Source organism: Clostridium mobile, from assembly GCF_018918285.1.
Taxonomy (GTDB): domain Bacteria; phylum Bacillota; class Clostridia; order Clostridiales; family Clostridiaceae; genus Clostridium_AW; species Clostridium_AW mobile.
The window spans coordinates 718,401-744,914 of sequence record NZ_JAHLQF010000001.1 but is presented as its reverse complement, the minus strand read 5'-3'; the positions used below and the strand labels follow the sequence as shown (position 1 = coordinate 744,914).

The 26,514-nt window shown below is 31.7% G+C and carries 21 protein-coding genes and 1 pseudogene; 16 read left to right on the top strand and 6 right to left on the bottom strand.

What is annotated here, in order from left to right; genetic code table 11:
- Positions 1-127 precede the first annotated feature (127 nt).
- From sdaAA to KQI86_RS03645, 3 genes are all read right to left on the bottom strand, one after another.
- Positions 128-1,000, bottom strand: a complete 873-nt coding sequence (sdaAA, locus tag KQI86_RS03655) for an L-serine ammonia-lyase, iron-sulfur-dependent, subunit alpha (protein ID WP_216437792.1) — start codon at positions 998-1,000, stop codon at positions 128-130.
- A 1-nt stretch (position 1,001) separates the two neighbouring features.
- The gene (gene sdaAB, locus KQI86_RS03650) at positions 1,002-1,685 is read right to left on the bottom strand and encodes an L-serine ammonia-lyase, iron-sulfur-dependent subunit beta (protein ID WP_216437791.1); all 684 of its coding nucleotides are present in this window, start codon (positions 1,683-1,685) and stop codon (positions 1,002-1,004) included.
- A gap of 100 nt (positions 1,686-1,785) precedes the next feature.
- Positions 1,786-3,069 (bottom strand): hemolysin family protein, encoded by a 1,284-nt coding sequence (locus tag KQI86_RS03645; protein WP_216437790.1) that lies wholly within the window; start codon positions 3,067-3,069, stop codon positions 1,786-1,788.
- A gap of 180 nt (positions 3,070-3,249) precedes the next feature.
- On the opposite strand from KQI86_RS03645, the pseudogene KQI86_RS03640 reads away from it, so the two are divergent.
- From KQI86_RS03640 to KQI86_RS03615, 6 genes and pseudogenes are all read left to right on the top strand, one after another.
- Positions 3,250-3,513 (top strand): annotated as a pseudogene (locus KQI86_RS03640) ((2Fe-2S) ferredoxin domain-containing protein); the annotation flags it as partial.
- Complete coding sequence (locus KQI86_RS03635; protein WP_216437788.1) at positions 3,510-5,237, top strand: [Fe-Fe] hydrogenase large subunit C-terminal domain-containing protein; 1,728 nt, start codon at positions 3,510-3,512, stop codon at positions 5,235-5,237. The pseudogene KQI86_RS03640 and the gene KQI86_RS03635, both read left to right, overlap by 4 nt.
- Positions 5,234-6,379 carry a SpoIIE family protein phosphatase gene (locus KQI86_RS03630; protein ID WP_216437787.1) on the top strand — a complete coding sequence of 382 codons (1,146 nt, stop codon included), beginning with the start codon at positions 5,234-5,236 and terminating at the stop codon, positions 6,377-6,379. Before KQI86_RS03635 ends, KQI86_RS03630 begins: the two co-directional genes overlap by 4 nt.
- A 676-nt stretch (positions 6,380-7,055) precedes the next feature.
- Entirely contained in the window at positions 7,056-7,835 is a 780-nt protein-coding gene (locus KQI86_RS03625) for a DUF169 domain-containing protein (RefSeq protein WP_216437786.1), read from the top strand.
- A gap of 577 nt (positions 7,836-8,412) precedes the next feature.
- Positions 8,413-9,030, top strand: a complete 618-nt coding sequence (locus KQI86_RS03620) for a DUF3841 domain-containing protein (RefSeq protein ID WP_216437785.1) — start codon at positions 8,413-8,415, stop codon at positions 9,028-9,030.
- 98 nt (positions 9,031-9,128) lie between these two features.
- Complete coding sequence (locus KQI86_RS03615; RefSeq protein ID WP_216437784.1) at positions 9,129-10,013, top strand: DUF4351 domain-containing protein; 885 nt, start codon at positions 9,129-9,131, stop codon at positions 10,011-10,013.
- Positions 10,014-10,302: 289 nt separating this feature from the next.
- On the opposite strand, the gene KQI86_RS03610 is transcribed toward KQI86_RS03615, so the two are convergent.
- Positions 10,303-11,244, bottom strand: coding sequence for a LysR family transcriptional regulator (locus KQI86_RS03610; protein WP_216437783.1), 942 nt, complete (start codon positions 11,242-11,244; stop codon positions 10,303-10,305).
- 143 nt (positions 11,245-11,387) lie between these two features.
- Between KQI86_RS03610 and KQI86_RS03605 the strand changes: the two genes are divergently transcribed.
- Together KQI86_RS03605 and KQI86_RS03600 are read left to right on the top strand one after the other, a co-directional pair.
- Complete coding sequence (locus tag KQI86_RS03605; protein WP_216437782.1) at positions 11,388-12,707, top strand: Na+/H+ antiporter NhaC family protein; 1,320 nt, start codon at positions 11,388-11,390, stop codon at positions 12,705-12,707.
- Positions 12,708-13,060: 353 nt separating this feature from the next.
- Positions 13,061-14,287: a glycosyltransferase gene (locus KQI86_RS03600; RefSeq protein WP_216437781.1), complete on the top strand. Its 1,227-nt coding sequence runs from the start codon at positions 13,061-13,063 to the stop codon at positions 14,285-14,287.
- Positions 14,288-14,481: 194 nt separating this feature from the next.
- Here KQI86_RS03600 and KQI86_RS03595 read toward each other — a convergent pair whose 3' ends face one another.
- Positions 14,482-16,320: a sigma 54-interacting transcriptional regulator gene (locus tag KQI86_RS03595; protein WP_216437780.1), complete on the bottom strand. Its 1,839-nt coding sequence runs from the start codon at positions 16,318-16,320 to the stop codon at positions 14,482-14,484.
- Between the two features lie 391 nt (positions 16,321-16,711).
- On the opposite strand from KQI86_RS03595, the gene KQI86_RS03590 reads away from it, so the two are divergent.
- From KQI86_RS03590 to KQI86_RS03570, 5 genes are all read left to right on the top strand, one after another.
- Positions 16,712-17,908 carry a pyridoxal phosphate-dependent aminotransferase gene (locus tag KQI86_RS03590; protein WP_216437779.1) on the top strand — a complete coding sequence of 399 codons (1,197 nt, stop codon included), beginning with the start codon at positions 16,712-16,714 and terminating at the stop codon, positions 17,906-17,908.
- 87 nt (positions 17,909-17,995) lie between these two features.
- Positions 17,996-18,871 (top strand): fumarylacetoacetate hydrolase family protein, encoded by an 876-nt coding sequence (locus KQI86_RS03585; protein WP_216437778.1) that lies wholly within the window; start codon positions 17,996-17,998, stop codon positions 18,869-18,871.
- 21 nt (positions 18,872-18,892) lie between these two features.
- Entirely contained in the window at positions 18,893-19,681 is a 789-nt protein-coding gene (locus KQI86_RS03580) for an SDR family oxidoreductase (RefSeq protein WP_216437777.1), read from the top strand.
- Between the two features lie 329 nt (positions 19,682-20,010).
- A complete protein-coding gene (locus KQI86_RS03575; protein ID WP_216437776.1) occupies positions 20,011-20,514 on the top strand; it encodes a flavodoxin family protein in 504 nt (167 codons plus the stop codon).
- Entirely contained in the window at positions 20,511-21,149 is a 639-nt protein-coding gene (locus KQI86_RS03570) for an NAD(P)H-dependent oxidoreductase (protein WP_216437775.1), read from the top strand. The genes KQI86_RS03575 and KQI86_RS03570 overlap by 4 nt, the downstream gene beginning before the upstream one ends.
- Positions 21,150-21,342: 193 nt before the next feature.
- On the opposite strand, the gene lgt is transcribed toward KQI86_RS03570, so the two are convergent.
- Positions 21,343-22,107 (bottom strand): prolipoprotein diacylglyceryl transferase, encoded by a 765-nt coding sequence (gene lgt / locus KQI86_RS03565; RefSeq protein ID WP_216437774.1) that lies wholly within the window; start codon positions 22,105-22,107, stop codon positions 21,343-21,345.
- A gap of 250 nt (positions 22,108-22,357) precedes the next feature.
- On the opposite strand from lgt, the gene nuoE reads away from it, so the two are divergent.
- Genes nuoE through KQI86_RS03550 form a run of 3 tightly spaced genes read left to right on the top strand, consistent with a single transcriptional unit; the run spans position 22,358 to position 26,507 of the window.
- The gene (nuoE, locus tag KQI86_RS03560) at positions 22,358-22,840 is read left to right on the top strand and encodes an NADH-quinone oxidoreductase subunit NuoE (RefSeq protein ID WP_216437773.1); all 483 of its coding nucleotides are present in this window, start codon (positions 22,358-22,360) and stop codon (positions 22,838-22,840) included.
- A 13-nt stretch (positions 22,841-22,853) separates the two neighbouring features.
- Positions 22,854-24,749, top strand: coding sequence for an NADH-quinone oxidoreductase subunit NuoF (gene nuoF / locus KQI86_RS03555; RefSeq protein WP_216437772.1), 1,896 nt, complete (start codon positions 22,854-22,856; stop codon positions 24,747-24,749).
- Positions 24,750-24,773: 24 nt separating this feature from the next.
- Positions 24,774-26,507 (top strand): NADH-dependent [FeFe] hydrogenase, group A6, encoded by a 1,734-nt coding sequence (locus KQI86_RS03550; RefSeq protein ID WP_216437771.1) that lies wholly within the window; start codon positions 24,774-24,776, stop codon positions 26,505-26,507.
- Positions 26,508-26,514: the final 7 nt, after the last annotated feature.

The following is a 26,514-nucleotide window of genomic DNA, read 5'->3' as shown; positions in this document are numbered from 1 at the left end:
GCGTATAACATATAAATATAATAAAAACACTTCCTAAAGTTACTTAGTAAGTGTTTTTTAATATGTTTTAAACCTATTTAATCTTATTTGATTTAATTTAATTCTATTTAATTCATCTTGCAGATATTTATTTTAATATTTCATTTTTTAATCTAAGACCTGTTGGGGTGGTAGCTAATCCGCCTTCTGCTGTTTCTCTAAGTTCAGGAGGAAGTTGCTTACCTATTTTATACATAGCTGAAACAGTTTCATCAAAAGGAATTACACTTTTAACTCCAGCCATAGCCATATCTGCAAAAGCCAATGCACTAACCACACCAGCTACATTCCTTTTGGCGCAAGGAACTTCTACAAGTCCAGCTACAGGGTCGCATACTAAACCTAGTATATTTTTAATTACTATAGCAGCAGCATTTAAGGATTGTTCCACATCTCCACCCATGAGTTCAACTACAGCTGCAGCAGCCATAGCAGCCCCTGAACCACATTCTGCTTGGCATCCACCTTCAGCTCCAGCTAAGGTAGCATTTTTTGCAATAATTACACCTATGGCAGAAGCTGTAAATAATGCTCTAACCATTTCATCTTCAGATTTATTTAACCTTTCGCCGGCAGAGATTACAGCTGCAGGTAATATTCCACAAGAACCTGCTGTAGGACAAGCAACTATTCTTCCCATAGCGGCATTTACCTCTGAAGAGGATAATGCTCTTGCCATTGCCTTTACAAGAAAGTCTCCAGTGAGGGTATTACCGCTTTCTGCGTATTTATTTAATTTATATGCATCTCCGCCAATCAATCCGCTGACAGATTTAACTGCATTCTCTAAGGCATGAGTTGCAGAGTCATACATCACTTTTAAAGTTTTTTTCATTCTTTCAAATATTATTTCTTCACTTTCACCGCTATTTTCCGCTTCGCTTTCTAGGGCGTATTTCCATATAGGTATATTTTTTTCTTTACATATATCAATTAATTCCAAACCACTGCTAACAAACATACTAAAGCTCTCCTTCCTTAATAGGATTGATTATCTTAATATTTATTATTTCAGGGATAGATTTTATTTTTTTTATAATTGGTTGAGAAAGTATTTCATCTGTTTCAAGAGCCATTGTAGCTTCTAAGCCTTTACTATTTCTATATAGTTTTATGGTTCCTATATTAATATTTTCTTCATATAATAAAGTGGTTATTTTAGAAACAATCCCCGGTATATCTTTGTGCTTGGTCACTAGGGTAGGATAATCCCCCCTAAATTCAACCTGTTGTCCATCTAAATCAAAGATAATGATATTCCCGCCACCAATCGAGGAACCTATTATTGAGGATATGGTTCCATCTTCTTTTGTAATTAAAAATTTAACTGTATTTGGGTGAACATCATCTAAATCTATTTCGTGAAAATTAATTTCTATTCCTTTATCTTTAGCTATTTTAAAGGAGTCTTTCAAATTTTCGTCCCAAGGCTCCATACCTAAAATACCTGCCACTAGAGCTTTATCCGTTCCATGACCTTTATAAGTTTTAGCAAAAGAACCATGCAAATAAAAATCCACTTTTTTAACTTTACCCCCAGATATAGCCGCTGCAACCTTTGCTAGTCTTGCAGCTCCAGCAGTATGTGAACTAGATGGACCTATCATAATTGGCCCTATAATATCAAATACGCTATAATTTTTCATTAACTATCCCCCTCAATATAGTGTGAATATACACAAAATTCTTATTTTTATCTTTATTATATTATAAACTTGAAAAAATTACTATGTCAAATAACCTTAGCTAAGGTTTGTGGATCTTAAGTTTTTGTATTCTTTTGTCTTTAAATTCTTCTACTTTAAAGACAATATTGTTGTATTCTATCACACTTTCTTCTTCATCTTCTTTTGGTATGGAACCTAAAAGGTTTATTACAAACCCTCCAATGGTGTCTGTATGATCATCGGGAAGGTTTATATGAAGCATTTCATTAATCTCATCAATTGATAGCATTCCGTCTACTATATAGGTATTGGTATCTATCTTTTTTATGTATTCACTGATTTCATCATATTCATCGAATATATTTCCTACAATTTCCTCAAGTAAATCTTCCATTGTAACTATTCCAGAAAAACCACCATATTCATCAATTAAAATCGCTATATAATTTTTGCTCAGTTGTAATTCTTTAAATAGGGTATCTATGGTTTTTGTTTCTGGCACAAAATAAGCAGGTCTTATTAACTCTTTAAATTTTTCTTCGGTCAAAGAATCATGTCTAATAAAACGATAAAGATCTTTACCGTATAGCACTCCTACTATATTGTCTATATCTTCTTCGTACACTGGTATTCTAGAGTATTTTTCTTCTAGTATTTCATCGATTAACTCATTTAAGGGAGTATTTATATCTATGGCAAAGACATGGTTTCTAGGTGTCATAATTTCTTTTGCTAAGGTATCATCAAAATCGAAAATGCTATCTATCATTTCCCTTTCCGTTTGATTTATAACACCTGTTTCTTCGCCTACTTCAATCATCATTTTTATTTCTTCTTCAGAAATATCCTCCTCTATTTTATCTGTGTTTATACCAAATAATCTCATTAATAAATTAGTAGACCAAGTTAGTATTTTAACAAATGGTATAGTAATTTTAGAAAATAAGAGTATCGGTTTTATCACAAATAGGGCTATCCTTTCAGCGTGTTGAAGGGCTAGTCGTTTTGGCAGTAGTTCCCCAAACACTAAAGTTACATAGGACAAAATTATTGTAACAATTATTAAAGACAACTGGTTGCTCCAAGGAACATTCATATCTCGCAATAATTTAGCAAGGGGTTGAGATAGACTAGTAGCAGCAGAAGCACTAGCTAGAAATCCAGCTAAGGTTATGCCTACTTGTATTGTGGCTAAAAATTTACTAGTTTCCTCTAATAATCCTAATAAGAGTTTGGCTTTTTCGTTGTCTTCTTCTTCCGCCATATGTGACAATTTTGCTTTGTTAATAGAGACTATAGCCATTTCAGAAGCAGCAAAAAAAGCATTTATAACTATAAGAACTAGAATAAATAAAATTTCCATAAGTTAACTTAAACCCCTTCCGCAAGAAAGTACTAATAGTATTATACCAAATATATGTTGTCTTTATTATATAGAATTTATTAAGCTTATGTTGTAAAATAAAATTAGTGAAAAAGTTAACAAATAAATTTTAAATAATGAAGAGTTAAGAGTGATTAATTTTAACTTTTCACTGGAAAAAAGAAAGGGGATATTATGTTAGTTATAAATGTGTGTGTAGGAAGTGCTTGTCATCTAAAGGGAGCATATAAAGTTGTAGATGCATTAGAAAAACTTATTGATAGATACCGAGTAAAAGAAAAGGTTGTACTTAAAGGGGATTTTTGTCAAGGATTTTGCACTGAAGCAGTTTCAGTGAAGATTGAAAATAAAGTTTTTTCTGTAAGTGAAGAAAATGTAGAGAAATTTTTTAATACAGAAATACTTGGGAGGTTACAATTATGAGCCATATGAATTTTTCAAGAGCAAACTGTAAGAATTGTTATAAATGTCTTCGTTCTTGTCCGGTAAAGGCAATTAAATTTGAAAATGAACAAGCTGAAATAGTAGAAAAAAGATGTATAAACTGCGGGCATTGTTTAGTTATATGTCCACAAAATGCTAGGAAAGTAACAAGCAATCTTGAAGAGGCAAAAATGGCAATTCGTTCAGGAAAAAAGGTTATAGGTAGTGTAGCACCATCCTTTCCAGGATATTTTATCGGAAAATCTGAAGGCTTTATACATGCATTGAAAAAATTGGGATTTTATCAAGTAGAGGAAACAGCTATAGGTGCAGAAATGACCACCAAACTTTATAGGGAATATATTAAAAACAATAAAAGAGAAAACTATATTACTACTTGTTGTCCTTCGGTTAACTATTTAATTGAAAAATATTTTCCTAAATTAATTCCATATGCTTTACCATTTGTATCACCAATGATAGCTCACGGCAAAATAATTAAGGAAAATTACGGTAAAGATTGTTTTACAGTATTTATTGGACCTTGTGATACAAAAGTAGTAGAAAAAGAAGAGTATAAGGAAGATAAGCCCATTGATGCAGTTATAACCTTCGAAGAAATAAATCAATGGTTTGAAGAAGAAGGAATTGATATAAATATGCTGGAAGAAGAGCATGGAGAAAACCCTTATATGAATTGGGGAAGAAGCTATCCAATACATGGAGGTATAGCAAAGTCTATAGAGGATGTTAAAGAGATTGAGGATTATGAGACAATAGGAGTTAGCGGAATTGAGGAATGTATTGAATTATTTAAAAGCATAGAAAGAGGAGAACTTAATAATATTCTTATAGAGGCAAGTGCTTGCAAAGGAAGCTGCACTGGTGGACCTTCTAGAATTGTAAAGAATGAGTATTTTAAAAGGTTAAAAGGGGTTAAGGACTACATTAAAAAGAGAAAAGAAATAAAAAATAATATCATTAATCTAAATTTAGAATTCGAAGGAGTAAATTTTGATAAACCACTAAAGGATAAAACTGTTTATAATGAGGATATAGGGGAAGAAGCAATTGAAAATATAATGAAGAGCATGGGAAAATATAATTTAGAAGATGAGCTAAACTGCGGAGTTTGCGGCTATGATACCTGTAGAGAAAAGGCTAAAGCTATATATAATAATATGGCAGAAACTACTATGTGCCTTCATTATATGAGAAATAAAGCAGAAAGCATAAGCAACTTAATATTTGAAAACACAGTAACTTGTATTGTGTTATTGGATGGAGAGTTAAGGATTAAAGAAATAAACCCTGCTGGTGAAAGAATCTTTAGTGTAAAGAGAGAAAATATTAAAGACAAGCCTATATCTGTTCTAATGGGGGATGAAGATTTTAGATTTGTTAGAGAAACAGGAAAAAGCATAATAGGTAAGCGAATTGCCGTACCTCAATACAATGTTGTATTTATTAAAAACATTGTATATCTCCCAGAACAAGATGTTATCATGGCATCCATGATGAATATAATGGAGGAAGAAAAAAATAGAAAAGAACTTATAAAAGTAAAGGAAAACACTTTAAACGCAGCACAAGAAGTTATAGAAAAACAAATGAGAGTAGCACAAGAAATAGCAAGTTTACTAGGTGAAACCACCGCAGAAACTAAAATAATACTTACAAAGCTTAAAAAGGTTGTTGAAGGTGAAGAGGGTGAAATAAGATGAGTTTATTTATAGATTCAGCCTATGAGAGCTTAATAAAACATGGAGAGGAACTTTGCGGAGACAGGGTAGAAGTAGTTAGACTTGCTGATAGTACTATTATTGTTTTGGCAGATGGCTTAGGAAGCGGAGTTAAAGCTAATATACTGGCCACATTAACTACTAAGATTTCAGCCACAATGTTAAAGGAAGGCGCAGACATTTATGAAACATTAGATACTATTATCAACACTTTGCCAGTATGTAAAGTTAGAAAAATAGCCTATTGCACTTTCACTTTAATTAAAATATATGATGATGGAAGAGTATATGTAGCTGAATATGATAACCCTCCTATCTTTATCATTAGAGATGGGGTAGAACTAAAGGTATGTAAAAAAGAACTAAAAATAAACGGAAGAAGTGTATATGAAAGTAAGTTTTATGTACAACCGGGAGATGTATTAACAGTAGTAAGTGATGGAATTGTACATGCAGGGCTAGGAAATATAATGAATTTAGGATGGAAATGGGAAAACGTAATGGATTATTTAAAGAGAAGTACAATAAATAGAAATGATGCAAAGAGTATATCACAGGATTTATCAGAAGTATGTTTTGATCTTTATGGAGGGAGACCAGGAGATGATGCCACTGTAGTAACCATAAAAGTGAAGTCACCACAATATATAGATTTATTTACAGGCCCACCTAAAGATAAGAAAAAGGATAAATATATAATAAGAGACTTTATGAAGGGACGAGGTAAGAAAATTATTTGCGGAGGAACCGCTGCTAACATTGCTCAAAGAGAATTAAGAAGAAATTTAAAAGTAAATCTAGATTATATATGTGAAGAAATTCCACCCACAGCTTCTATGGAAGGTATATATTTGATTACTGAGGGAGTAATTACTTTAAATAAGGTTGTTGAAATTATTAAGGATAATAAATATAATAATCAGTCTGAAGATGGGGCCACAAGGCTTGCTAAAATTTTAATGGATGAATGCACTCATCTTACAATATGGGCAGGAAAAGCTATAAACCCAGCACATCAAAATCCTGAGCTTCCCATGGACTTAAGCATTAAATTAAAACTTGTAAGGGAGCTAGCGGAGCTTTTAGAGAGGTCCGGTAAAAAGGTGAATGTTAGAGAAGTTTAGTTATACAAATTTAATTTTAAACAAGAGTAATTGCGTAGCACGAAATAGGAACTGAGATACATAGTGACGTCGCTTCGAGAAAAGGCGCTCCTACCACTATATACCTCAGTTCCCTTATGTTTTACGGATGGATTTTCAAATTGTAAGTTTCTACGATGATAATCTAGTTTCACAAACAGAGAGCTAAACATATAGTGAAGACGCTCCAGAAAAAGTTGCTGATTAACTACATGCTTAGCTCTTTTGTGGCTTACAAATATATTCTCAGAATTATAAGTTTCTACAAAAATAATTAAATTATCCAAAAGGGAAGCTAAGTACATAATGACGTCGCTTCAAGAAAGGCGCTCCTCCCATTATATACTTAGATCTATTATATTTTACAAACATATTTAATAGATGATGGATTTTTAGATAATAGATAAGTAGGTAATAAATTTAATAGAAGTTCTTTTAAGGGAGTTTCTCATATTGTCCGAAACTCTCATGATTTTAAGGAACTTTATTGTGACCTTTGAATAAAACGCCATGCTATGTATGAATAGTATGGCGTTATTTGTTTATCATGTTACTTCAGTTTAGTATATAAGGGAAAACATAGCCAAGCATTCTATTATAGTTAAATTGACTTTTTATAGACGTAAGTCTTATATGATGCTCAAAGGGGGTGTAAGTTATGAAAATAAAAACAATGGCGGAAGATTTAAAATGCATTTTAGACTTAAATAGGAATATTGTTGGAGTAAAATTCATTTTTACTAAAGAGGAATTTGATTCAATAAATGTTTCACAGGTAAAGGGTAAACTTTCATATTGCAATATGGTAAAATTCGCAACAAGGGGCAGAAGTTTTAAGGCGAATCTTGATAATTTTTTATGCATCGGTTCTGCAAAGGCTTTAGGTTTAAAAGAAGTCGATGAAAGCGCTATAGCTGGTAGAGTATATTATTCATTTGACATGTATGACAGTTTATGCACAGCAAGAAATGTACAGAAGGATGTTACTTTTTTAAACCATAAAATCTATGGAGTGGTCGTTATGCCACTTGAAGAATATCAATTTGACCCTGATGTAGTTCTATTTATTTTAAATCCATACCAGGGCATGAGGATTATTCAGGGGTATACCTACCACTATAGAGCAATTAAAAACATTAAAATAACAGGTAATTCAGGAATATGCTCTGAATGTACGGCAGTACCTTATGATACCAACGACATTAACATATCACTTCTTTGTTCAAATACAAGATTTTCTGCAAAATGGTGTGATGATGAGCTTGGAATCGGTATGCCATTTAATATGTTTGACCGTATTTTTGACGGAATTGTTAAAACAATTGACCCATGCGAACCTGACGAAAGAAAGCTTAAGATAATTGACAGAAGTAAAAGGTTAAGTAAGAATTTTGATATTAATTTAGGAAAAAGTTATTTTAAAAGTTCATTAAAATAATGTTTCCTCCTTTAATTATATTAATCTATCAATATTGATATCTAACAGAGCGAAATTTTTTGACAGAAGCTATAGAGGATGTTGAAGTAAAGGGTTGAACAATAACATGAGATATAATCAATTATTTTATCATTTATAAGTTTTTACAAAGATAATTTAGTTTTACAAACAGAGAGCTAAGCACATAGTGAAGCCGCTTCGGAAAAAGTCGCTTTTTCAATACATGCTTAGCTCTATTGTGGTTTACAAATATATTCTCAGAATTATAAGTTTCTACAAAAATAATTAAATTATCCAAATATATTTAATAGATTTTTAGATAATAGATTTTGTAAAAATAATTAGAGTATCCTAAAATAGGAGCAGGGATGTATAGTAACGTTGCTTTGAAAAAGAGAGAAAAATATGCTACTGTTATGATAGATTAAGCCACTAGGTTAATAATAATCAAGTATTTTTATCTTTATCAGATAAAATTGATTTTACCAGCTAAGATAGAATCATTAGACTACTTTATATTAGGAATCAATGTTCATATAACTTAACAGAATTATAAATTTAATTGGGAGATAAGAATATGAAGCTATGGACAATACAAAATAAAGTTGCATATGAAAAGTTTAAAGATATAGGAGTCCTTCGTGCGGATAAAAATTTTATTCATGATGATATGGTTTTTTATTATAGTTGGATGTCAGATCAGATGAAAAAAAGGATAGAGTTACCTGTTTCAAAAGATATAGAATATCCTATATGGGCTTGGTATCAATGGAAGGATGATAAGCATAAGAGACCAGATTTACGGGTTTCAGGATATTTAGAAAAGGGAACAAAGGGTGTACTTTTAGAATTAGAAGTAGAAGAAGAAAATGTTTTGCTATCAGATTTTTTTGATTTTAATAGTATTCTAAATCATGGTTATATAGCCAATAGCGAAGAAGAGTTTGATAAATTTTATAATGAACTTGAAAGCTATGGATACAATCATCAGGATTTACAATCTACCAATATAAAATCTGATATATTAGACCAATTTAGATTAAAACTATTTCAAAGTTGGGATAAGATATTTGATTTAGAACGTGATGTTGACGAGAGCTGGGGATTAAAAAAAGAGGATAAACCTATACAAGCTACAATATGGGAATTAAAATGGGAACAGGTTGTTTCAGTAAAAAATTTTATATCTAAGTAATGTAGAGTGAAAAATATAAAGAGGAAACATAGTATATTGAACTATTTATTTTAATCAATTAGAATAAAGATATAATATAGAATTAGGATGGTGAACTAATGAAGCCTACACACTATGAGGATTTAATAATGAAAAGGGCAATGGATCTTTTTGCGGAGGAAGGATTAAAGTTCTTTGGAATAAATAAAAAAGTTAAAGAACTTGATCCAACGGAATTAGTAGTTTTGGAAACTAAGAATATGTTCATGGATTATACATTTTTTATGGAAGATGATTCTTTTATACATTTTGAGTTTCAAACAACTAATAAAGGGAAAGCTGATTTAAGAAGATTTAGAGCCTATGAAGCATTATTGAGTCATCAGACAGGTAAAGATGTTACAACTTATGTTGTTTATTCAGGTAATATAAAAAATCCGGGAGATATTTTAAAAACAGGAATAAATGAATATAAAGTAAATTCAATATCTATGGCTGATAAAGACGGAGATAAGATATATAATGATATTGTAGAGAAAATAAAATTAGGTAAAGAAATTACAAAGCAAGATGTAATATCCTTAACATTTTCACCTATAATGGGAGGAAATATAAGTACAGTAGATAAAATACTTAATGCTATAAAAATAGTAAAAGATATAAATAAAGATTATAAGTATGACGTAGAATCAATACTATATGCTTTTGCAAATAAGTTTTTAAATGGAAAAGATTTAGAAAAAGTAAAGGAGGAATTGAGAATGACTGAACTTGGTAAAAGTTTAATACAAGAGGGAATAGAAAAGGGTAGAAAAGAAGGTAGAGAAGAAGGTAGAGAAGAAGGAAAAGCAGAACTTTTAATTAAAATGTTAGTAAAAAAATTTAAAAAAGTACCCAATGAATATAAAGAAAAAATAAAAACACTTCCAGAAGAGACATTAGAAATAATTGCTATAGATATATTTGAAATAAATTCCATTGAAGAATTAGAACAGTATTTCTAGTATGAATTTTTATAAGAATAATTTAGTTTCACAAATATAGAGCTAAGTATGCAGTGAACCCACTTTGAAAAAAGTTGCTATTTCACTACATGCTTAGCTCTATTGTGTTTTACATATATATTTTCAAAATTATAAGTTTCTACAAAAATAATTAAATATACCGAAATAGGAGTGAGGATACATAGTAAGGTTGTTTTTAGGCGGCATTATAACACCTATGAATTCAAGACAAGAACAGTATTTAGAACGGCCATTATACAATTTTAAGCATATAAAAATAAAGAGATTACTATTTAAAAACCTCTTCATTTTTATATACTTTTGCAACTTCTACAAATTCTCGAATTGCTTTTGAGTAGTAACGTTTTTTAATAAAACCAAAGCTAATCATATATTTTGCACGTTCATCTAATTGAAATAAATGTAATGAAGAAATTTGTTTGTTATCAAGGGTCTTGTCAACTAATATTTTAGGGCAAAAGCAGGCTCCAATTCCTTTACAGCACATTTCCAATAATGTCTCAATATTTTTCGATTCTACACTTACTTTTAAATTAAAATTCACCTCTGATAAAAATATACTACTGATTTTTCCTGCAATATCCTCTTTGCTACTTAGTAGAAACGGGCACTCTTTCAATAGAGACAAATTTGGTTTTTGATGCAATATATTTATAATTTCATTCTTTCTTTTCCCATATACATTTTGAAGCAATTCATCGGAAATAAGAAGAATAATTTCTTCTTCATAATAATTGGTAAATTCAATATCAGGATGATTTTGTGAATGATATGCAATCATTAAATCTATTGACCCATCAAGAAGAAGAGATGGCAAATCATCATTCTCACCTTCAATGATCTGTATTCTAATATCAGGATACTCTTTTTTATATTCTGCAACAATATTGGGCATCAAGGCGCGTCCTCTTGTATGTGCAATACCTATTCGTAACAGACCTTTTTTTTCATCACAAATGTCTGAAAATTCCCCTTCTATGGAATTATAAAGAGTATTAAATTCATTGGCATAACGTAGGAATATGTCTCCTGCAAAAGTTGGCTTTAATGGAGTACTGCGAATAAAAAGTTTACAGCCAAGTTCTTTTTCAAGTGAAGCAATATGTGCACTGAGCGTTTGCTGAGTAATATATAGACCTTGAGCTGCTTTTGTAAAGTTCCGTTCTTTATAAACAGCCAGAAAATACTTTATACTTAAGGAATTCAACATTACACCTCTTTTCCTGTTATAATATATACGAATTACAGTGTTTTTACTGTATTATAAATCAAAAACAACAGTTAGACAAGTTTTTTCCAATATTGTATCATTATGAATAGAAAGAATTGTTTTAATAAATGGGGGGAAGTTGTATGTTGGAGTCAGCCGTACTTGGCACGTTTATTATCGGGCTCTTAGTTTCCATAGTATTTAATTTATCACTTCTGTATGCTCTACTATTTGGGTTTATTCTCTTTTTCTCATATGGTTTAGCAAAGAATAATACAGTAAAACATATGATACAGATATCTTTTAAAGGTATAAAAACAGTTAAAAATATATTGATTATATTTTTTATGATTGGCATGCTTACAGCAGTATGGCGCGCATCAGGGACAATATCCTTTATTATTTATTATTCTACAAAATTGATTGTTCCAGAAGTCTTTATTCTCGTAACATTTTTACTTTGCTGCATATTATCTGTACTTACGGGAACTTCATTTGGAACGGCTGCTACCATGGGTGTAATTTGTATGACAATGGCAAATGCCATAGGTGCAAACCCAATATTGGTGGGGGGAGCTGTATTATCTGGAAGCTATTTTGGCGATAGATGTTCTCCAATGTCCACAAGTGCATTACTAATAAGCGAATTAACAGGAACAAATATTTATAAAAACATTCAAATTATGATTAAAACTTCAATTATACCGTTTATATTAACATGTGCAGTTTATTTGATTGCTGGTTTTTTATTGGAGAGTAAAGGTGCTCCACTTGAAATTAGATGCCTGTTTGCAGATAATTTCAACTTGCATTGGCTCACTATTTTACCTGCTATAATAATCATTGTACTATCTATATTTAAGGTAAACGTAAAAATCACCATGGCTTTAAGTATTATACTCAGTAGTATTATTTGTATTTCAATTCAAAAAGTTGAGTTTACCTCACTCTTTAAAGTGTTTATTACAGGGTATCAATCATCTAATGCAGAACTTGGCATCATGCTAAATGGTGGCGGTATTCAATCTATGCTCAAAGTTTCTGCCATTGTATGTTTATCATCTTCTTATGCCAGTATTTTTGAAGAGACAGGCTTATTAGAGGGAATAAAAAAACATATTAATAGTCTTTCAAATATAGTAACTCCATTTGGTAGTGTTGCTATAACTTCATTTTTCACAAGCATGATAAGCTGTAATCAGAGTTTGACTATTATACTAACTCATCAGTTATGCAATAAGATTATATCTGACGATTACCAAATGGCAAATTCATTAGAAAATACAGCCGTTGTTATTGCGCCACTTATACCTTGGTCTATTGCAGGAGCTGTCCCATTAGCTACAATATCAGCACCAACAAGTTCTATTTTAGCAGCTTGTTATTTATATATATTGCCAGTATATAATTTCTTTATCTCATACAAAAAAATTCATCGAAATGACAGAAAACTAAACGCATAGATTCTATTTCAAATCCACAAAGATAATTAGTTCCATAAACAAAGAGCTAAGCATGCAGTGAAGCCGCTACAAAAAAAGTCTCTATTTCACTACATCCTTAGCTTTATTGGTTTGAATGGTGGAAATAACTAAACCAAATAAAGATGTTATTGGAATTGAAAGATTATTTTTAGATAGCGTTATCGAGACTATTGATATAAAAATAAGAATAATATAGGGGAAGGCAACTTACCTTTATCTGATAAATATATGTAAATTATGGTAGTGATTTAAAGATATTAATTATATAATAAAAGAACAGTTAATACTTTATGGTAAAATATTGATTATTAAGTATTTTATGGAGGGATATTATGAAAGTTTTGATACCAACAATGGGGACAAGAGGTGATGTGCAACCATATATTGCACTGGCCACAAGATTAAATGCTTCAGGTTACGAAGTTACAATTGCTACTCACCCTTGTTGGAAAGACCTGATCGAAAACTATAATATAAATTTTGTCCCTATAGGACCAGATGTAGATATAGAGTATGAAACAGCTAAGATAAGAGGAAATTCTAAGAACTGGATGTTAGGTTTTATTAGAACTATGAAATTTGTATTTAAAATAATTGAAGAGTCTACCTTTGAAATAAAGAAACTTTGCTTAAATGCTGATTTAGTTGTAGCATCTCACAGCAACATTGGTGCAACAGAAGCTGAAGCAAGCGGAATCCCATTTATCAGCGTCACATTACAGCCAGATATTATACCAAAGAAACTGGGGAATAAAAGTAAGGTGAAGGCTTTTTTAAACAGTATTGTAGGTACATTTGTTAATCCATTTATGGTACGTCCTTATAATAAACTTCGGAAAGTTCATGGCTTAAAGAAAATAAGTTCCTTTGATGAACTTTTATCACCAATATTAAATATAGTACCAATAAGCCCTTTAGTATATCCTTCTAATGAATTTTGGGAGGGAAAAAATAAGATTGTTGGCTATTGGTTTCTGGATGAAGTTAAAGAATTCTGCCCTTCCGAGGAATTAAGTAATTTTCTTAAAAGTGGTCCAGCCCCTATAATTATCTCTCTTGGTGCTATGGGCTTTGAAAGTGAAGAAGAAAAGGCAAAATTAGATATTTTAGTGAATTCAGTTAATGAAGTTAAGATGAGAGCTATTATTCAAGGATTCAATAAAACTTTAGAGAGCTATAAGTTAGAGGAAAATATACTAGCAGTTGGGAGTATACCTCATACATGGTTATTTAAATATGGATACTGCATCATTCATCACGGAGGCATGAGTACAACAGCAACTGCTATTTTATCAGGGGTTCCAGCAATAGTTATCCCTCATATAACAGACCAATTTTACTGGGCAAAGAGGGTATATGAGCTAAACTTAGGTCCTAAACCAATACCCAGTAAAGACTTAAGTAAGGATATATTAGTTAATGCAATAAATAGTGTTAAGAATAATTATGAACAATTTAGTAATTCATCTATACAATTAGCAAATAAGCTCCAAACTGAAAATGGTTTGGATAAGACTGTCGAACTAATAAGTAATATATTAGGCATACAAGACATTTAGTTCACATTTTTCTTATCTTTCATAATTAACAGGTTCCCAGTGAATTGTTGAAAATAATATTTGCGGAAAGTTTTGAGTAAATTACAGTGTACAATACAAATCAACTTTTAAAGAGCTGGGTGCGAGAAATCGGGAGTAATTATCCCGATTTCTTCTTACTGTGAGTTAAAAAAGCGTGCAGTAGTTATATGAAATTAGGAGATACCTTCTGGATTAAAGTTTATATTTAATTCTTTAATTTTTCTATATAGCGTACTTAGCCCGATACCTAAATATTCAGCAGCTTTTTTCTTACCTTTAGTTGAATATCCATATATAGAAAGTGCATTAATAATTTGTTGCCTTTCAGATTCATTGATTGCTATTTTTAAAGAACTATCTAAAATTGGTACAGGTTCTTCATGTGAAACGTCTTTTGATTCATTATTTACATGTGATTGAGAAGATAATATCAATTCGGGTAAATTAAACGGTGAAATAAAGTGACCTGTTTCTATGTTAACAGCATATTCTATAGCATTTTCTAATTCTCTTACATTACCTGGCCAATGATAATTTATTAATTTTATGATAGTATCCTGTTCAAAATCACTAATATCCTTTGATAATAAATTAGCATATTTTTTTAAAAAATATCTGGATAGAGGTATAATATCTTCTTCTCTTTGTCTTAATGGAGGTAAGTTTATAGGAATAACATTAATTCTATAATATAAGTCCTGTCTAAATAGATTTTTCTTAATAAGTTCTGGTAAATTTCTGTGTGTAGCTGCAATAATTCTTACATCTATAGGTATAGATGAAGTACCTCCAACTCTTTCAATAACTTTCTCCTGAAGTACTCTAAGAATTTTGGGCTGTAAGCTTAAAGGCATATCACCTATTTCATCTAAAAAAAGTGTACCTTTATGTGCTAATTCGAATTTTCCAGGTTTACCATTTTTATTTGCTCCTGTAAAAGAGCCACCTTCATATCCAAATAGTTCACTCTCTAACAAAGTATCAGGTATTGCGCTGCAATTAATGGTTACAAAAGGCATATGGCTTCTTTTGCTTGATGAGTGAATTGCCCTTGCAAATAATTCTTTGCCAGTACCACTTTCGCCCAATAGAAGTACAGTTGAATCAGATGGAGATATTGTTTTAGCTAAGTCTTTTACTTTTTGAATTGAATAACTGTCGCCTTTTATATAATCAAAGGTGTACCTTGTATTAGCTAATGTAAAAGATTCAAATTTTTTTCTTGTTGTATTCAATTCCTGAAAAAAACATACAATGCCTTGAGTTATATGGTTATATTTAATTGGTTGTATGGTTAATATTACTGGAATTTTACGATCAATAGTTTTAAAAATGGAATGAACTGAATCTAAGGGCACTCCAGTTTCTAATGCTTTTGTAATAGAATCGCAGGTTACTTTGTCCTCATAGTTTTTGTTTAATATTGAGTCTGCTCTTATTCCTAAAATAATTTCAGCATGTCGATTAAAATGTGTTACTACTCTATTGGAGTTAATTGAGATTATACCATCAGTATAAGCTTCGGTTATTGCACTAAGATTTTGGGCTAGCAATAAGATTTGTTTAATCATTATTTCGTTTTTTATCTTTGCAGCTAATAAGTCAGACATTTTTTCCATGTAATTTAAATATTTTTCATAGTTATTTAAGACTTTATTTGCATGTTCAGCTGTAAGAGCAAGTAAGCCTATTGCAGCTACTGTCTCTCCATCAACTGTTACAGGGATAAGCATTGTGGCCTTTTCTTGGCAGATGTCTTTTTTAATACAATTTTTACAGGTTTCTGAATTACCAGGGTTTGATATAAAGCACTTTTTGCCACTGCTTAAAACTTTTTGAAATGTATAACTTTCAGGTAATATAGTGTTAACATCCTTATAATATGCTCCGGTACCAGCAATTCTTGTCATATCGGTATCTACAATTGTAATATCGATATCTAAAACTGAGCTAATAGCTTCTGCAACCTGTTGGGCAAAACTTTGGATTTCTTCATTTTTTAAAATAGGCAATATACTCACCTCTTATATAATGTTTTATTAAAAGATTATACAAAATTTCATAAATTCCTCTAAAAACATTCTTGATAATAAGAAATATATTCCCGAACACGAGAAATATTTCCCGAAAGTGAGAAAAATATTTAAAACTAAGAAAGGAAAGCTGATAAGCAATAGATGTAATTTGTTAATTTTTTTGTCTATAAATTACAGATTTACTTTATGTATTTATAGCTAATGTTATTGTAATAAGTGAATTGCGTTTAAAAGCCGCCTATAGAATATACATGAATGGGAATTTCTAATTTTAAATATTTAATGTCAATTGGCATAAAAGTTGCTGATAAAAATATATGTAATTGTAATTAGATAAAAATATTAGAGTAAGGAGGTAGTTAGTTAAATGAGAACGTCATTTGTTGCAAACAATATTTCTCCATCTATGACTTTAGCAATTGGAGAAAAGGCAAAAAAGCTTACCAAAGAAGGAGTTGATATTGTTTCATTTGCTCAGGGGGAGCCGGATTTTAATACTCCAGAAACAATAAGGCAAGCTGCTATAAAAGCTATTGAAGAAAATTTTACAAGATACACTCCTGTGTCAGGTATTAAAGAACTTAAAGATGCAATTTGTTTAAAACTGAAAAATGAAAATGGAATAGAATATAGTCCTGAAGAGATTGTGGTATCCACTGGTGGGAAACAGATAATTTACAATGTATTACTAGCTTTATGTTGTCCTGGAGATGAAGTGATCATTCCTACACCTTACTGGGTAAGCTACACAGAACAGGTTAAGATGGTTGGAGCTATTCCTGTTTTGGTAGAGACATCTGAAGCGAATAATTTTGAACTTGAACCACAGGCTATAGCAGAGAAGATAACTTCAAAGACTAAAGTTATTATATTAAACACCCCAAACAATCCTACAGGTGCAATTTATGGAAGAGATGTTTTAGAGGGAATTGCTGAATTAGCAGTGAAAAACCAAATATTTATTATTGCAGATGAAATTTATGAAAAGTTGATTTATGATAGCGAAAAGCATGTAAGCATAGCAAGTCTTGGTCCGGAAATTAGAGAACTTACAATAACTATCAACGGTTGGTCAAAAGCTTATGCAATGACTGGGTGGAGACTTGGTTTTGGAGCAGGACCAGTTGATATTATGAAGGCAATTAACAACCTTCAGGGACATATAACAGGAAATGCTAATTCTATTACACAGAAGGCTGGATTATATGCATTACTATATAACAAAGATTATAATTCAATGGTTACTGAATATGATAAGAGACGTAAATATATTTTAGATAGGCTTAATTCACTTAATGATATTAACTGTAATATGCCTAAAGGTGCATTTTATGTTTTCCCAAATGTTAAGGGATTGTATGGAAAGAAGGTAGGGAATAAGATAATAAACAATGCAATGGATGTAGCTAATTTTTTGCTCGATGAAGCTCATGTTGCGGTAGTTCCTGGAGAAGCCTTTGCTGCTGAAGGATATATTAGACTATCATATGCTACTTCTATTGAAGATATTGAAAAGGGATTAAATCTAATAGAAAAAGCGTTAGAAAAACTTGATAATTTTTAATGAAAATTGCTTTGTAGAGAATTAAACTAGGTAAAACTAAAATTACAATATGTTAGATAGTTTTCAAGTATAAGGGAGGAATATAATATGAGATTATCAACAATAAAATTATATGGCTTGGAAGTATCGGGTATTATAACTTCCAAGGGTGTTGTACCTGTAGGTTCAGTAAATGAAAAATTCAACAAGAATTGGAATACTGATACCCTTGAAATTATTAAATCTGGCCAACTTGAAGAGATAAACAATTGGTATCGTGCTGGTGGTAAAGAAGAATTAGAGAAGTTGAAGGAAGAGGTTATTCCTTTTGAGAAAGCTAAATTTGCTCCATTATATCGTCAGCCAAGAAAAATTTTCGGTATAGGACTTAATTATGTAGAACATGCATCTGATTTAGCTGAGAAAGCCCCTAATACAGAACCTGCTAGCTTTTTTAAACCTGATACAACTATTATTGGACATGAAGATAAAATAAAAATACCTCTTCAATCTGAAAAAACCACTGGAGAAGCAGAATTGGCAGTGATTTTTGGTAAGGAATGTGAAAACGTTGAGAGAGAAGATTGGACTAGCGTTATTGCAGGTTTTACAACAATAATTGATATGACAGCAGAAGATATTTTAAGAAAAAATCCTAGATATTTGACACGTTCTAAAAGCTTTGAAACCTTCTTTAGTTTTGGACCACAATTGATTACTCCTGATGAGGTTGAAGACGTTTTAAAACTAAAAGTAGCTACTGTATTAAATGGAAAAATGATAGCACAAAATACTGTAAGCAATATGACTTTCCCACCAGATTATTTAGTTTCATTTCACTCAAAAGTTATGAAAATGCTCCCAGGTGATATTATTTCAACTGGTACACCTAGAGCTGTTCACATTAATCATGGTGATGTTATTGAGTGTTGGATTGATGGATTTGAGAAATTAGTTAATCCAGTTATTGATAAAAAATTATAAAAACAATGGAGGGGAATGATAATGGACTTAGGATTAAAGAACAAAACAGCAATTGTAATGGCTTCAAGTGCTGGATTAGGTAAAGCCATAGCAATGGAATTTGCTAGAGAGCAAGCTAACGTAATGCTTTTTAGTCCTTTTGAAGATAAGTTAAAAGTTGCTCAAGCAGATATCAAAGCAGCTACTGGAATTGAGCCATCTTATACAGTGGGTGATATTACTAAATATGACGACATTAAAAGATTAACAAAAAATACAATAGACAAATATGGTTCAATATATGCACTTGTAAATAACACAGGAGGTCCTCCAGCAGGAACATTTGATAGTTTTGATGATGAAGCTTGGCAAAATGCTTATGAGTTAACTCTTTTATCATATATCAGAACCATCAGGGAAGTATTGCCATATATGAGGGCTAACAAATGCGGTAGAATTTTAAACTCTACTTCTTCATCTGTGAAAGCGGTATTGGATAATTTGATTTTGTCAAATACATTCCGTATGGGAGTAGTTGGATTATCAAAGACTTTATCGCAGGAACTTGGAAAAGATAACATACTTGTAAATGTAATTGGACCAGGAAGAATAGGTACAGATAGAATTGCTCATTTAGACAAGATTAGATCTGAAAATGCAGGTATTACAATAGAACAACTTCAAGAAAATACAAGTAAAGATATTCCTCTAGGAAGATATGGTACTACTGATGAATATGGAAGACTGGCTGCTTTCCTATGCTCTGAAGCTAACACATATCTAACAGGACAAACTGTATTGTTGGATGGTGGTATGGTTAAAGCATTTTAAAAATTTAATAGTTTCATTCAAGACAGAAGAAGCGGTGGTATATAATATCATCAGCGTCTGTTTTGAATGAAAAACAATCTTAATTTAAAATAGATAATAGATTTGACGTGAACCCCCTTTTAAGGGGGTTTTCGTTATAGGGGAAAGATAACATATATTTATTTGGTAAATATATGAAAACTATGGTAGTGATTTAGAGATATTAATTATATAATAAAAGAACAGTTAATACATTATAGTAAAAAAATACGAAGTAAAGATTATCCTTATCATGGGAATTGGGGGTAAATCTAATAAGTTACTATTATGTTTGAAAGGGGTGGTGAGAAATGAAATTATTCATACATGATTTAGAAATTAGTGATTTTCAAAAATTACTTCCTAATTCATTAGATGAAGCTATGATTATTTCAGACGACGGAACCATACAGCATTGCATAGGATGCTTTGGATGTTGGGTAAAGACACCTGCAACTTGTGTAATACAGGACCAATATAGGGATATGGGAGAATATGCATCAAAATGTAAGGAGCTTATTATTATAAGCAAATGTTGTTATGGAGGATTTAGCCCATTTGTGAAAAATGTGTTAGATAGAAGTATTTCCTATATACATCCTTATTTTACAATAAGAAATGGAGAAATGCATCACCGGAGGCGATACGAAAATCATATAGACATGCAGGTATGGTTTTACGGTGAAAATATAACAGAAAAAGAAAAACAAACTGCTGAAAAGTTGGTAAAGGCAAATTCTATTAATTTCGATTGCAATGTTCGTAGAGTTGCATTTATTCATAGTATTGAGGAAATGGAGGGCCAGGTATTATGAAAATAGCTTTTATCAACGGAAGTCCTAAAATTAAAGATAGTGCTTCTGGATGTATCTTGCAAGAATTAAAAGCTTTTTTAGATCAGGATAGTAATATAATTTCAGAATATTGCTTTAGAAAACCGCAATTGAGTACAAAAGAAATGGAGAAACTGACGGAATACAATGCTTTGGTATTTGCATTTCCTCTGTATGTAGACGGGATCCCATCTCATTTGCTAAATTGCCTAATTCAATTAGAAATGATTTTTGCAAACATGAAGGAAAAAGATGTTATAGTCTATTCTTTGGTGAATTGTGGATTTCATGAAGGTCATCAGAATAAATTGGCAATTGAAATGATGGAGAATTGGTGTGCAAAATCAGGGCTTAAGCGGGGACAAGGTATTGGAATTGGGGCAGGCGGAATGCTCCCATCGTTGAAAAGTGTTGCAATTGGTCATGGGCCTAAGAAGAACTTAGAGAAAGCATTGAAACAACTTGCAAATAATATATTAAAAGGTGCTTCAGAAGAAAGTATATTTATTACAGCAAATTTCCCAAGAGTTTTGTATAAACTTGTCGTCGAAATGGGATGGAGACAGTCTATTAAAGCAAATGGGTTAAAGAGAAAAGATTTGTTTATGAGCAAGTAAGTGCGCCAAATGAGCCTTTTTTATTTGCTGTAACCATAAATTAGTGTCACAATTATAAATTTTTACAAGGATAATTAGGTACTCAAAAGAGGAACTGAGCTATATAGTGACGTCGCTTCGAAAAAAGGCGCTCCTCCCACTACATAGCTCAGTTCCTTTATGTTTTACAAATGTATTTTCAAATTATAAGTTTTTACAAACTCTTTTTTCTTCTATAAATATAAATCAAGAATATTATACTTGATAAAATCCCAATCAAGCTTACAAATTGAGCCATTCTAATAGGGCCAAACATTAAGCTATCTGTCCTTAACCCCTCTATAAAGAATCTGCCTAGAGAATAAAGTCCTATATATGCAAACAGAACTGTGCCTGGTTGTTTACTTCTTTTCAATAAAATTATTAGAGTAACACAGACTAATACATTCCAAATTGATTCATATAGGAAGGTAGGATGATAGTAAGTTCCCTCTATATACATACCTCTTTGAATGAATTCAGGAAATTTACTTATAAATTCTAATGTAACTTCTCCCCCGTGAGCTTCTCTATTAAAAAAGTTCCCCCATCTTCCAATGGCCTGGGCTAATATAATTCCAGGAACAGATACGTCTGCATATTCAAGAAAGTTCTGTTTCTTTTTTCTTAGATAAAAGAATGCAGTAGTGAGTCCGAAGATTAAACCCCCATGTATAGCTAATCCTCCCCCTCGAGTGTTAAAAATACTCCAAAGATTATCTGCATAATCTTCAAAACTAAATATGACATAGTATAACCTTGCCCCTATAATTGCCATAGGGAAGGATATAAAAAATGTATCAAATAAAATATCAAAATTTAAATTTTTCATCTTACATGTATAGTTACTTAACAATAATGCTGATAGCACACCAAGTGAAATTAAAACACCATACCACATAATAGGCAGTCCAAATATAGTAAATGCTATTGGATTCAAAAGAATCATCTCCTTTGTATAAATAAATTCGTAAATTATAGTAATGGGACCAATTATATTATATTACTATAATAGTTGATTATGAAGTATAATAAAAGAGTAAATTTTATATTCAATATATTTCAGAAATTTTAAAAGTTTTTTAAAAATGTGTTTATTTTATTGTGTAGTTTCTGTTATAATGGTTTTAGGTTCTCTGTTATACTATAATTAGTTAAAATTATAACAATATCGAAGGAGGTCTTTTTTAGTGTGCTGCAAGAATGAAGTTTGGAACGCAAAAATAAATGAGTTGAATAGTTTTATCGATGGTTTAAGAAATAAGGAAGATGCTTTAATAGCTGTATTACACAGAGCTCAAAAGATTTTTGGATATCTTCCAAGAGAGGTTCAAAATTTTATCGCTGAAAAGTTAAATGTACCTGTTTCTAAGGTTTATGGGGTTGTTACATTCTATTCTTATTTCAACACAGAACCAAAGGGTAAGTATGTAATTAGTGTATGTATGGGCACAGCTTGTTTCGTTAGGGGAGCAGGAGATGTTTTACATGAATTTGAAAATAAACTTGAATTAAAAACTGGAGAAACTACAGCAGACGGAATGTTTACTTTAGATGCTTTAAGATGTGTAGGTGCATGTGGACTAGCTCCTGTAGTAACAATAAATGATAAAGTATATGGGCATGTAACTAAAGATCAAGTAGGAAAATTATTAGAAGATTATAAGGAATAAGGGGGAGTAACCATTGGCTAAAATTAAATCCTTTGAAGAACTTAGAGCTCTTAATAAAGAATTAAAAAAACTTGTTACATTAAGAGAAGTATCTCATGAAGCTGAATTGGCAGCAGAAAATAAAAGATGTAAACGTCAATTGTTAGTTTGCGGTGGTACCGGATGTAAGTCTGCCGAAAGTTATGAAATTGTAAATAAGTTAAAGGCAAAAGTAGAGGAAGTTGGATTAAAAGATGAAGTAGAAGTGCTTATTACTGGTTGCTTTGGCTTCTGTGAACAAGGTCCAATCATCAATGTTTGCCCTGACAATGCTTTCTACGTAAGAGTAAAAACAGATGATGTAGATGAAATAGTAGAAAGTCATTTATTAAAGGGAAAAATAGTTGAAAGACTTTTATATATAGAACCGACTCTTCAAATGAGAGTTAAGAGACAAGATGAAATGGGTTTTTATAAAAAACAAGAAAGAATAGCATTGAGAAACTGCGGTTTGATAAACCCAGAGGATCTTAAAGAAGCTATAGCTGAAGATGCATATATGGCTTTAGGAAAATGTCTATCTGGATTAACTTCTGAGGAAGTTATTAATTTAATTAGTGAATCAGGACTTAGAGGTAGAGGAGGCGGTGGATTCCCTACAGGAAGAAAGTGGGCATTTGCTAAACAATATGAAAGTGATAAAAAATATATAATTTGTAATGCTGACGAAGGAGATCCAGGTGCTTTCATGGATCGTTCAATACTTGAAGGAGATCCACATAGTGTTTTAGAAGCTATGGCAATTGCAGGATATGCAATTGGTGCGGATGAAGGAAATATCTATATTAGAGCTGAATACCCTTTAGCTATAGATAGACTTTATAAGGCTATAGAAGAAGCGCATGAATATGGATTACTTGGTGAAGATATATTAGGAACAGGCTTTAATTTTGATATCCATATTAAATACGGTGCTGGAGCGTTTGTATGTGGTGAAGAAACTGCTCTAATCCAATCAATAGAAGGAGAGCGTGGAGAGCCTACAAATAAACCACCATTCCCAGCTGAATGTGGATTATGGAATAAACCAACCTCTGTAAACAACGTTGAAACTTTAGCTATGGTTCCTGCTATTATAAACAAAGGTGCTGATTGGTTTAAGTCTATAGGAACAGAGACTTCAAGAGGAACAAAGGTATTTGCTCTTGCGGGAAAGGTTAATAATGTTGGTCTTGTGGAAGTTCCTATGGGTACGACTTTAAGAGAAATAATCTATGATATTGGCGGTGGAATAAAGAATGGCCGTAAATTTAAAGCTGTTCAAACTGGTGGACCATCAGGGGGATGTATTCCAACTCAATATCTAGATACTAAAATAGATTATGAATCATTAAATTCTATAGGATCAATGATGGGTTCTGGTGGTATGATTGTTATGGATGAAGACAACTGTATGGTTGACATAGCAAAATTCTATCTTGAATTCACTGTAGATGAATCCTGCGGTAAATGTACTCCATGTAGAATTGGTAACAAGCGTTTACTAGAAATTTTAACAAGAATAACAGAAGGTAATGGTACAGAAGAGGACTTAGTTAAGCTTGAGGAATTAGGTGAGTTAATAAAAGAAACTTCCCTATGTGGTCTTGGTCAAACTGCACCAAATCCTATTCTAAGCACTATGAAATATTTTAAGGATGAATATATTGCTCATGTTAGAGAGAAGCGCTGTCCAGCAGGTGTATGTAATGGATTATTACGTTATGAGATTTTAGACAAATGTATAGGTTGTACAAAGTGTGCTAGAGTATGTCCTGTTTCCTGTATTACTGGAAAGGTAAAAGAAAAACATTTCATCCTACAAGATAAATGTATAAAATGTGGAAGCTGTTATACTGCTTGTCCTGTAGGAGCTATAATAAAGAAATAATATATATAGAAAGAGGTGTACACTTTGAGTTTAGTAACTCTTACAATAAATAACAAAACAATTCAAGTAGAGGAAGGTTCAACTATATTAGATGCTGCTAAAAAGTTAAACATAAATATACCTACTCTTTGTCACTTAAAACTTCATGATAGAAAAACTGAAAACAAACCAGGTTCATGTAGAGTTTGTGTTGTAGAAGTTGAGGGAAGAAAAAATCTTGCTCCAGCGTGTTGTACTCCTGTAACTGATCACATGGAGGTTAAGACAAACTCTATAAAGGCAATTAAGGCCCGTAGAATGATGGTGGAACTGTTATTATCAGATCATCCACAAGAATGCTTACTATGTGAGAAAAATACAGAGTGTGATCTTCAAAGACTTACTGCTGACCTAGGTATAAAGTCTATAAAATATAGCGGGGAAATGTCAAAATTCCCTAAAGATAGTTCATCCTATTCTATTATTAGAGATTTAGACAAATGTATCCTTTGTAGAAGATGTGTAACTATGTGTAATGATGTTCAAACTGTTGGAGTATTATCTGCTGTAGGAAGGGGATTTGAAACAGTAATAGCTCCTGCCTTCGCTGACCCAATGTTAGAAACTAGTTGTACTTTCTGCGGACAATGTGTTGCAGTATGTCCAACTGGAGCATTAACTGAAGTTAATAATGTTTCTAAAGTTTGGGATGCTTTAAATGATGATGACAAAATAGTTATTGTTCAAACAGCTCCAGCTATAAGGGCAGCTCTTGGAGAAGAGTTTGGGCTAGAACCTGGAACTGTTGTTACAGGTAAAATGGTTGCAGCTCTTCGTGCATTAGGATTTCAAAGGATTTTTGATACAGACTTTGCAGCAGACTTAACAATAATTGAAGAAGCAAGTGAGTTATTACACAGAATTGAACATGGTGGAAAATTACCTATACTTACAAGTTGTTGTCCAGGATGGATTAAGTTCTTTGAGCATCAGTTCAATGACCTTTTAGATATACCATCAACCTGTAAGTCACCACAACAGATGTTTGGTGCCGTAGCTAAAACTTATTTAGCTGAAAAAATGGGAGTAGATCCTAAAAATCTTGTTGTTGTTTCAATAATGCCTTGCCTTGCTAAGAAATATGAAGCGGCAAGACCTGAAATGAGCAATAATGGAGTTCCAGATGTTGATATAGTAATAAGTACAAGAGAATTAGCTAAAATGATAAAAGAAGCAGGAATTGACTTTACATCATTAGAGGATGAGGGATTTGACAATCCATTAGGAGAATCAACAGGTGCTGGAATTATCTTTGGTACCACAGGTGGAGTTTTGGAAGCTGCATTACGTACTACTTATGAATGGATGACAAATGAAGAATTAAAAGACGTTAACTTTAATCAGGTACGTGGACTAAAGGGAATAAAAGAAGCAAGCATAAAAATAAATGATATGGACATAAATGTTGCTGTAGCAAGTGGTCTTGGAAATGCTCGTAAATTATTAGAAGATATAAGAGCTGGAAAAGCTTCTTATCATATGATAGAAATTATGGCATGTCCAGGTGGATGTATAGATGGTGGCGGTCAACCATATCTACACGAAAATAACGGTATAATTGAAAAAAGAATGGAAGCTTTATATGAGGAAGATTCTAATAAAGTTTTAAGAAAATCCCATGAAAATCCATTTATAAAACAATTATATGATGAATACCTTGGAAAGCCTTATGGTGAAAAAGCCCATGAATTACTTCATACAACTTATGTGAAGAGATAATAAAAAA

Coding starts and splice junctions, on each gene's coding strand:
- KQI86_RS03645 (WP_216437790.1), bottom strand. CDS start 3,069: ATGGAAATTTTATTTATTCTAGTTCTTATAGTTATAAATGCTTTTTTT.
- KQI86_RS03635 (WP_216437788.1), top strand. CDS start 3,510: ATGAGCCATATGAATTTTTCAAGAGCAAACTGTAAGAATTGTTATAAA.
- KQI86_RS03630 (WP_216437787.1), top strand. CDS start 5,234: ATGAGTTTATTTATAGATTCAGCCTATGAGAGCTTAATAAAACATGGA.
- KQI86_RS03590 (WP_216437779.1), top strand. CDS start 16,712: ATGAGAACGTCATTTGTTGCAAACAATATTTCTCCATCTATGACTTTA.
- KQI86_RS03600 (WP_216437781.1), top strand. CDS start 13,061: ATGAAAGTTTTGATACCAACAATGGGGACAAGAGGTGATGTGCAACCA.
- KQI86_RS03580 (WP_216437777.1), top strand. CDS start 18,893: ATGGACTTAGGATTAAAGAACAAAACAGCAATTGTAATGGCTTCAAGT.
- sdaAA (WP_216437792.1), bottom strand. CDS start 1,000: ATGTTTGTTAGCAGTGGTTTGGAATTAATTGATATATGTAAAGAAAAA.
- KQI86_RS03615 (WP_216437784.1), top strand. CDS start 9,129: ATGAAGCCTACACACTATGAGGATTTAATAATGAAAAGGGCAATGGAT.
- KQI86_RS03585 (WP_216437778.1), top strand. CDS start 17,996: ATGAGATTATCAACAATAAAATTATATGGCTTGGAAGTATCGGGTATT.
- KQI86_RS03575 (WP_216437776.1), top strand. CDS start 20,011: ATGAAATTATTCATACATGATTTAGAAATTAGTGATTTTCAAAAATTA.
- KQI86_RS03620 (WP_216437785.1), top strand. CDS start 8,413: ATGAAGCTATGGACAATACAAAATAAAGTTGCATATGAAAAGTTTAAA.
- KQI86_RS03625 (WP_216437786.1), top strand. CDS start 7,056: ATGAAAATAAAAACAATGGCGGAAGATTTAAAATGCATTTTAGACTTA.
- sdaAB (WP_216437791.1), bottom strand. CDS start 1,685: ATGAAAAATTATAGCGTATTTGATATTATAGGGCCAATTATGATAGGT.
- KQI86_RS03605 (WP_216437782.1), top strand. CDS start 11,388: ATGTTGGAGTCAGCCGTACTTGGCACGTTTATTATCGGGCTCTTAGTT.
- KQI86_RS03610 (WP_216437783.1), bottom strand. CDS start 11,244: ATGTTGAATTCCTTAAGTATAAAGTATTTTCTGGCTGTTTATAAAGAA.
- KQI86_RS03570 (WP_216437775.1), top strand. CDS start 20,511: ATGAAAATAGCTTTTATCAACGGAAGTCCTAAAATTAAAGATAGTGCT.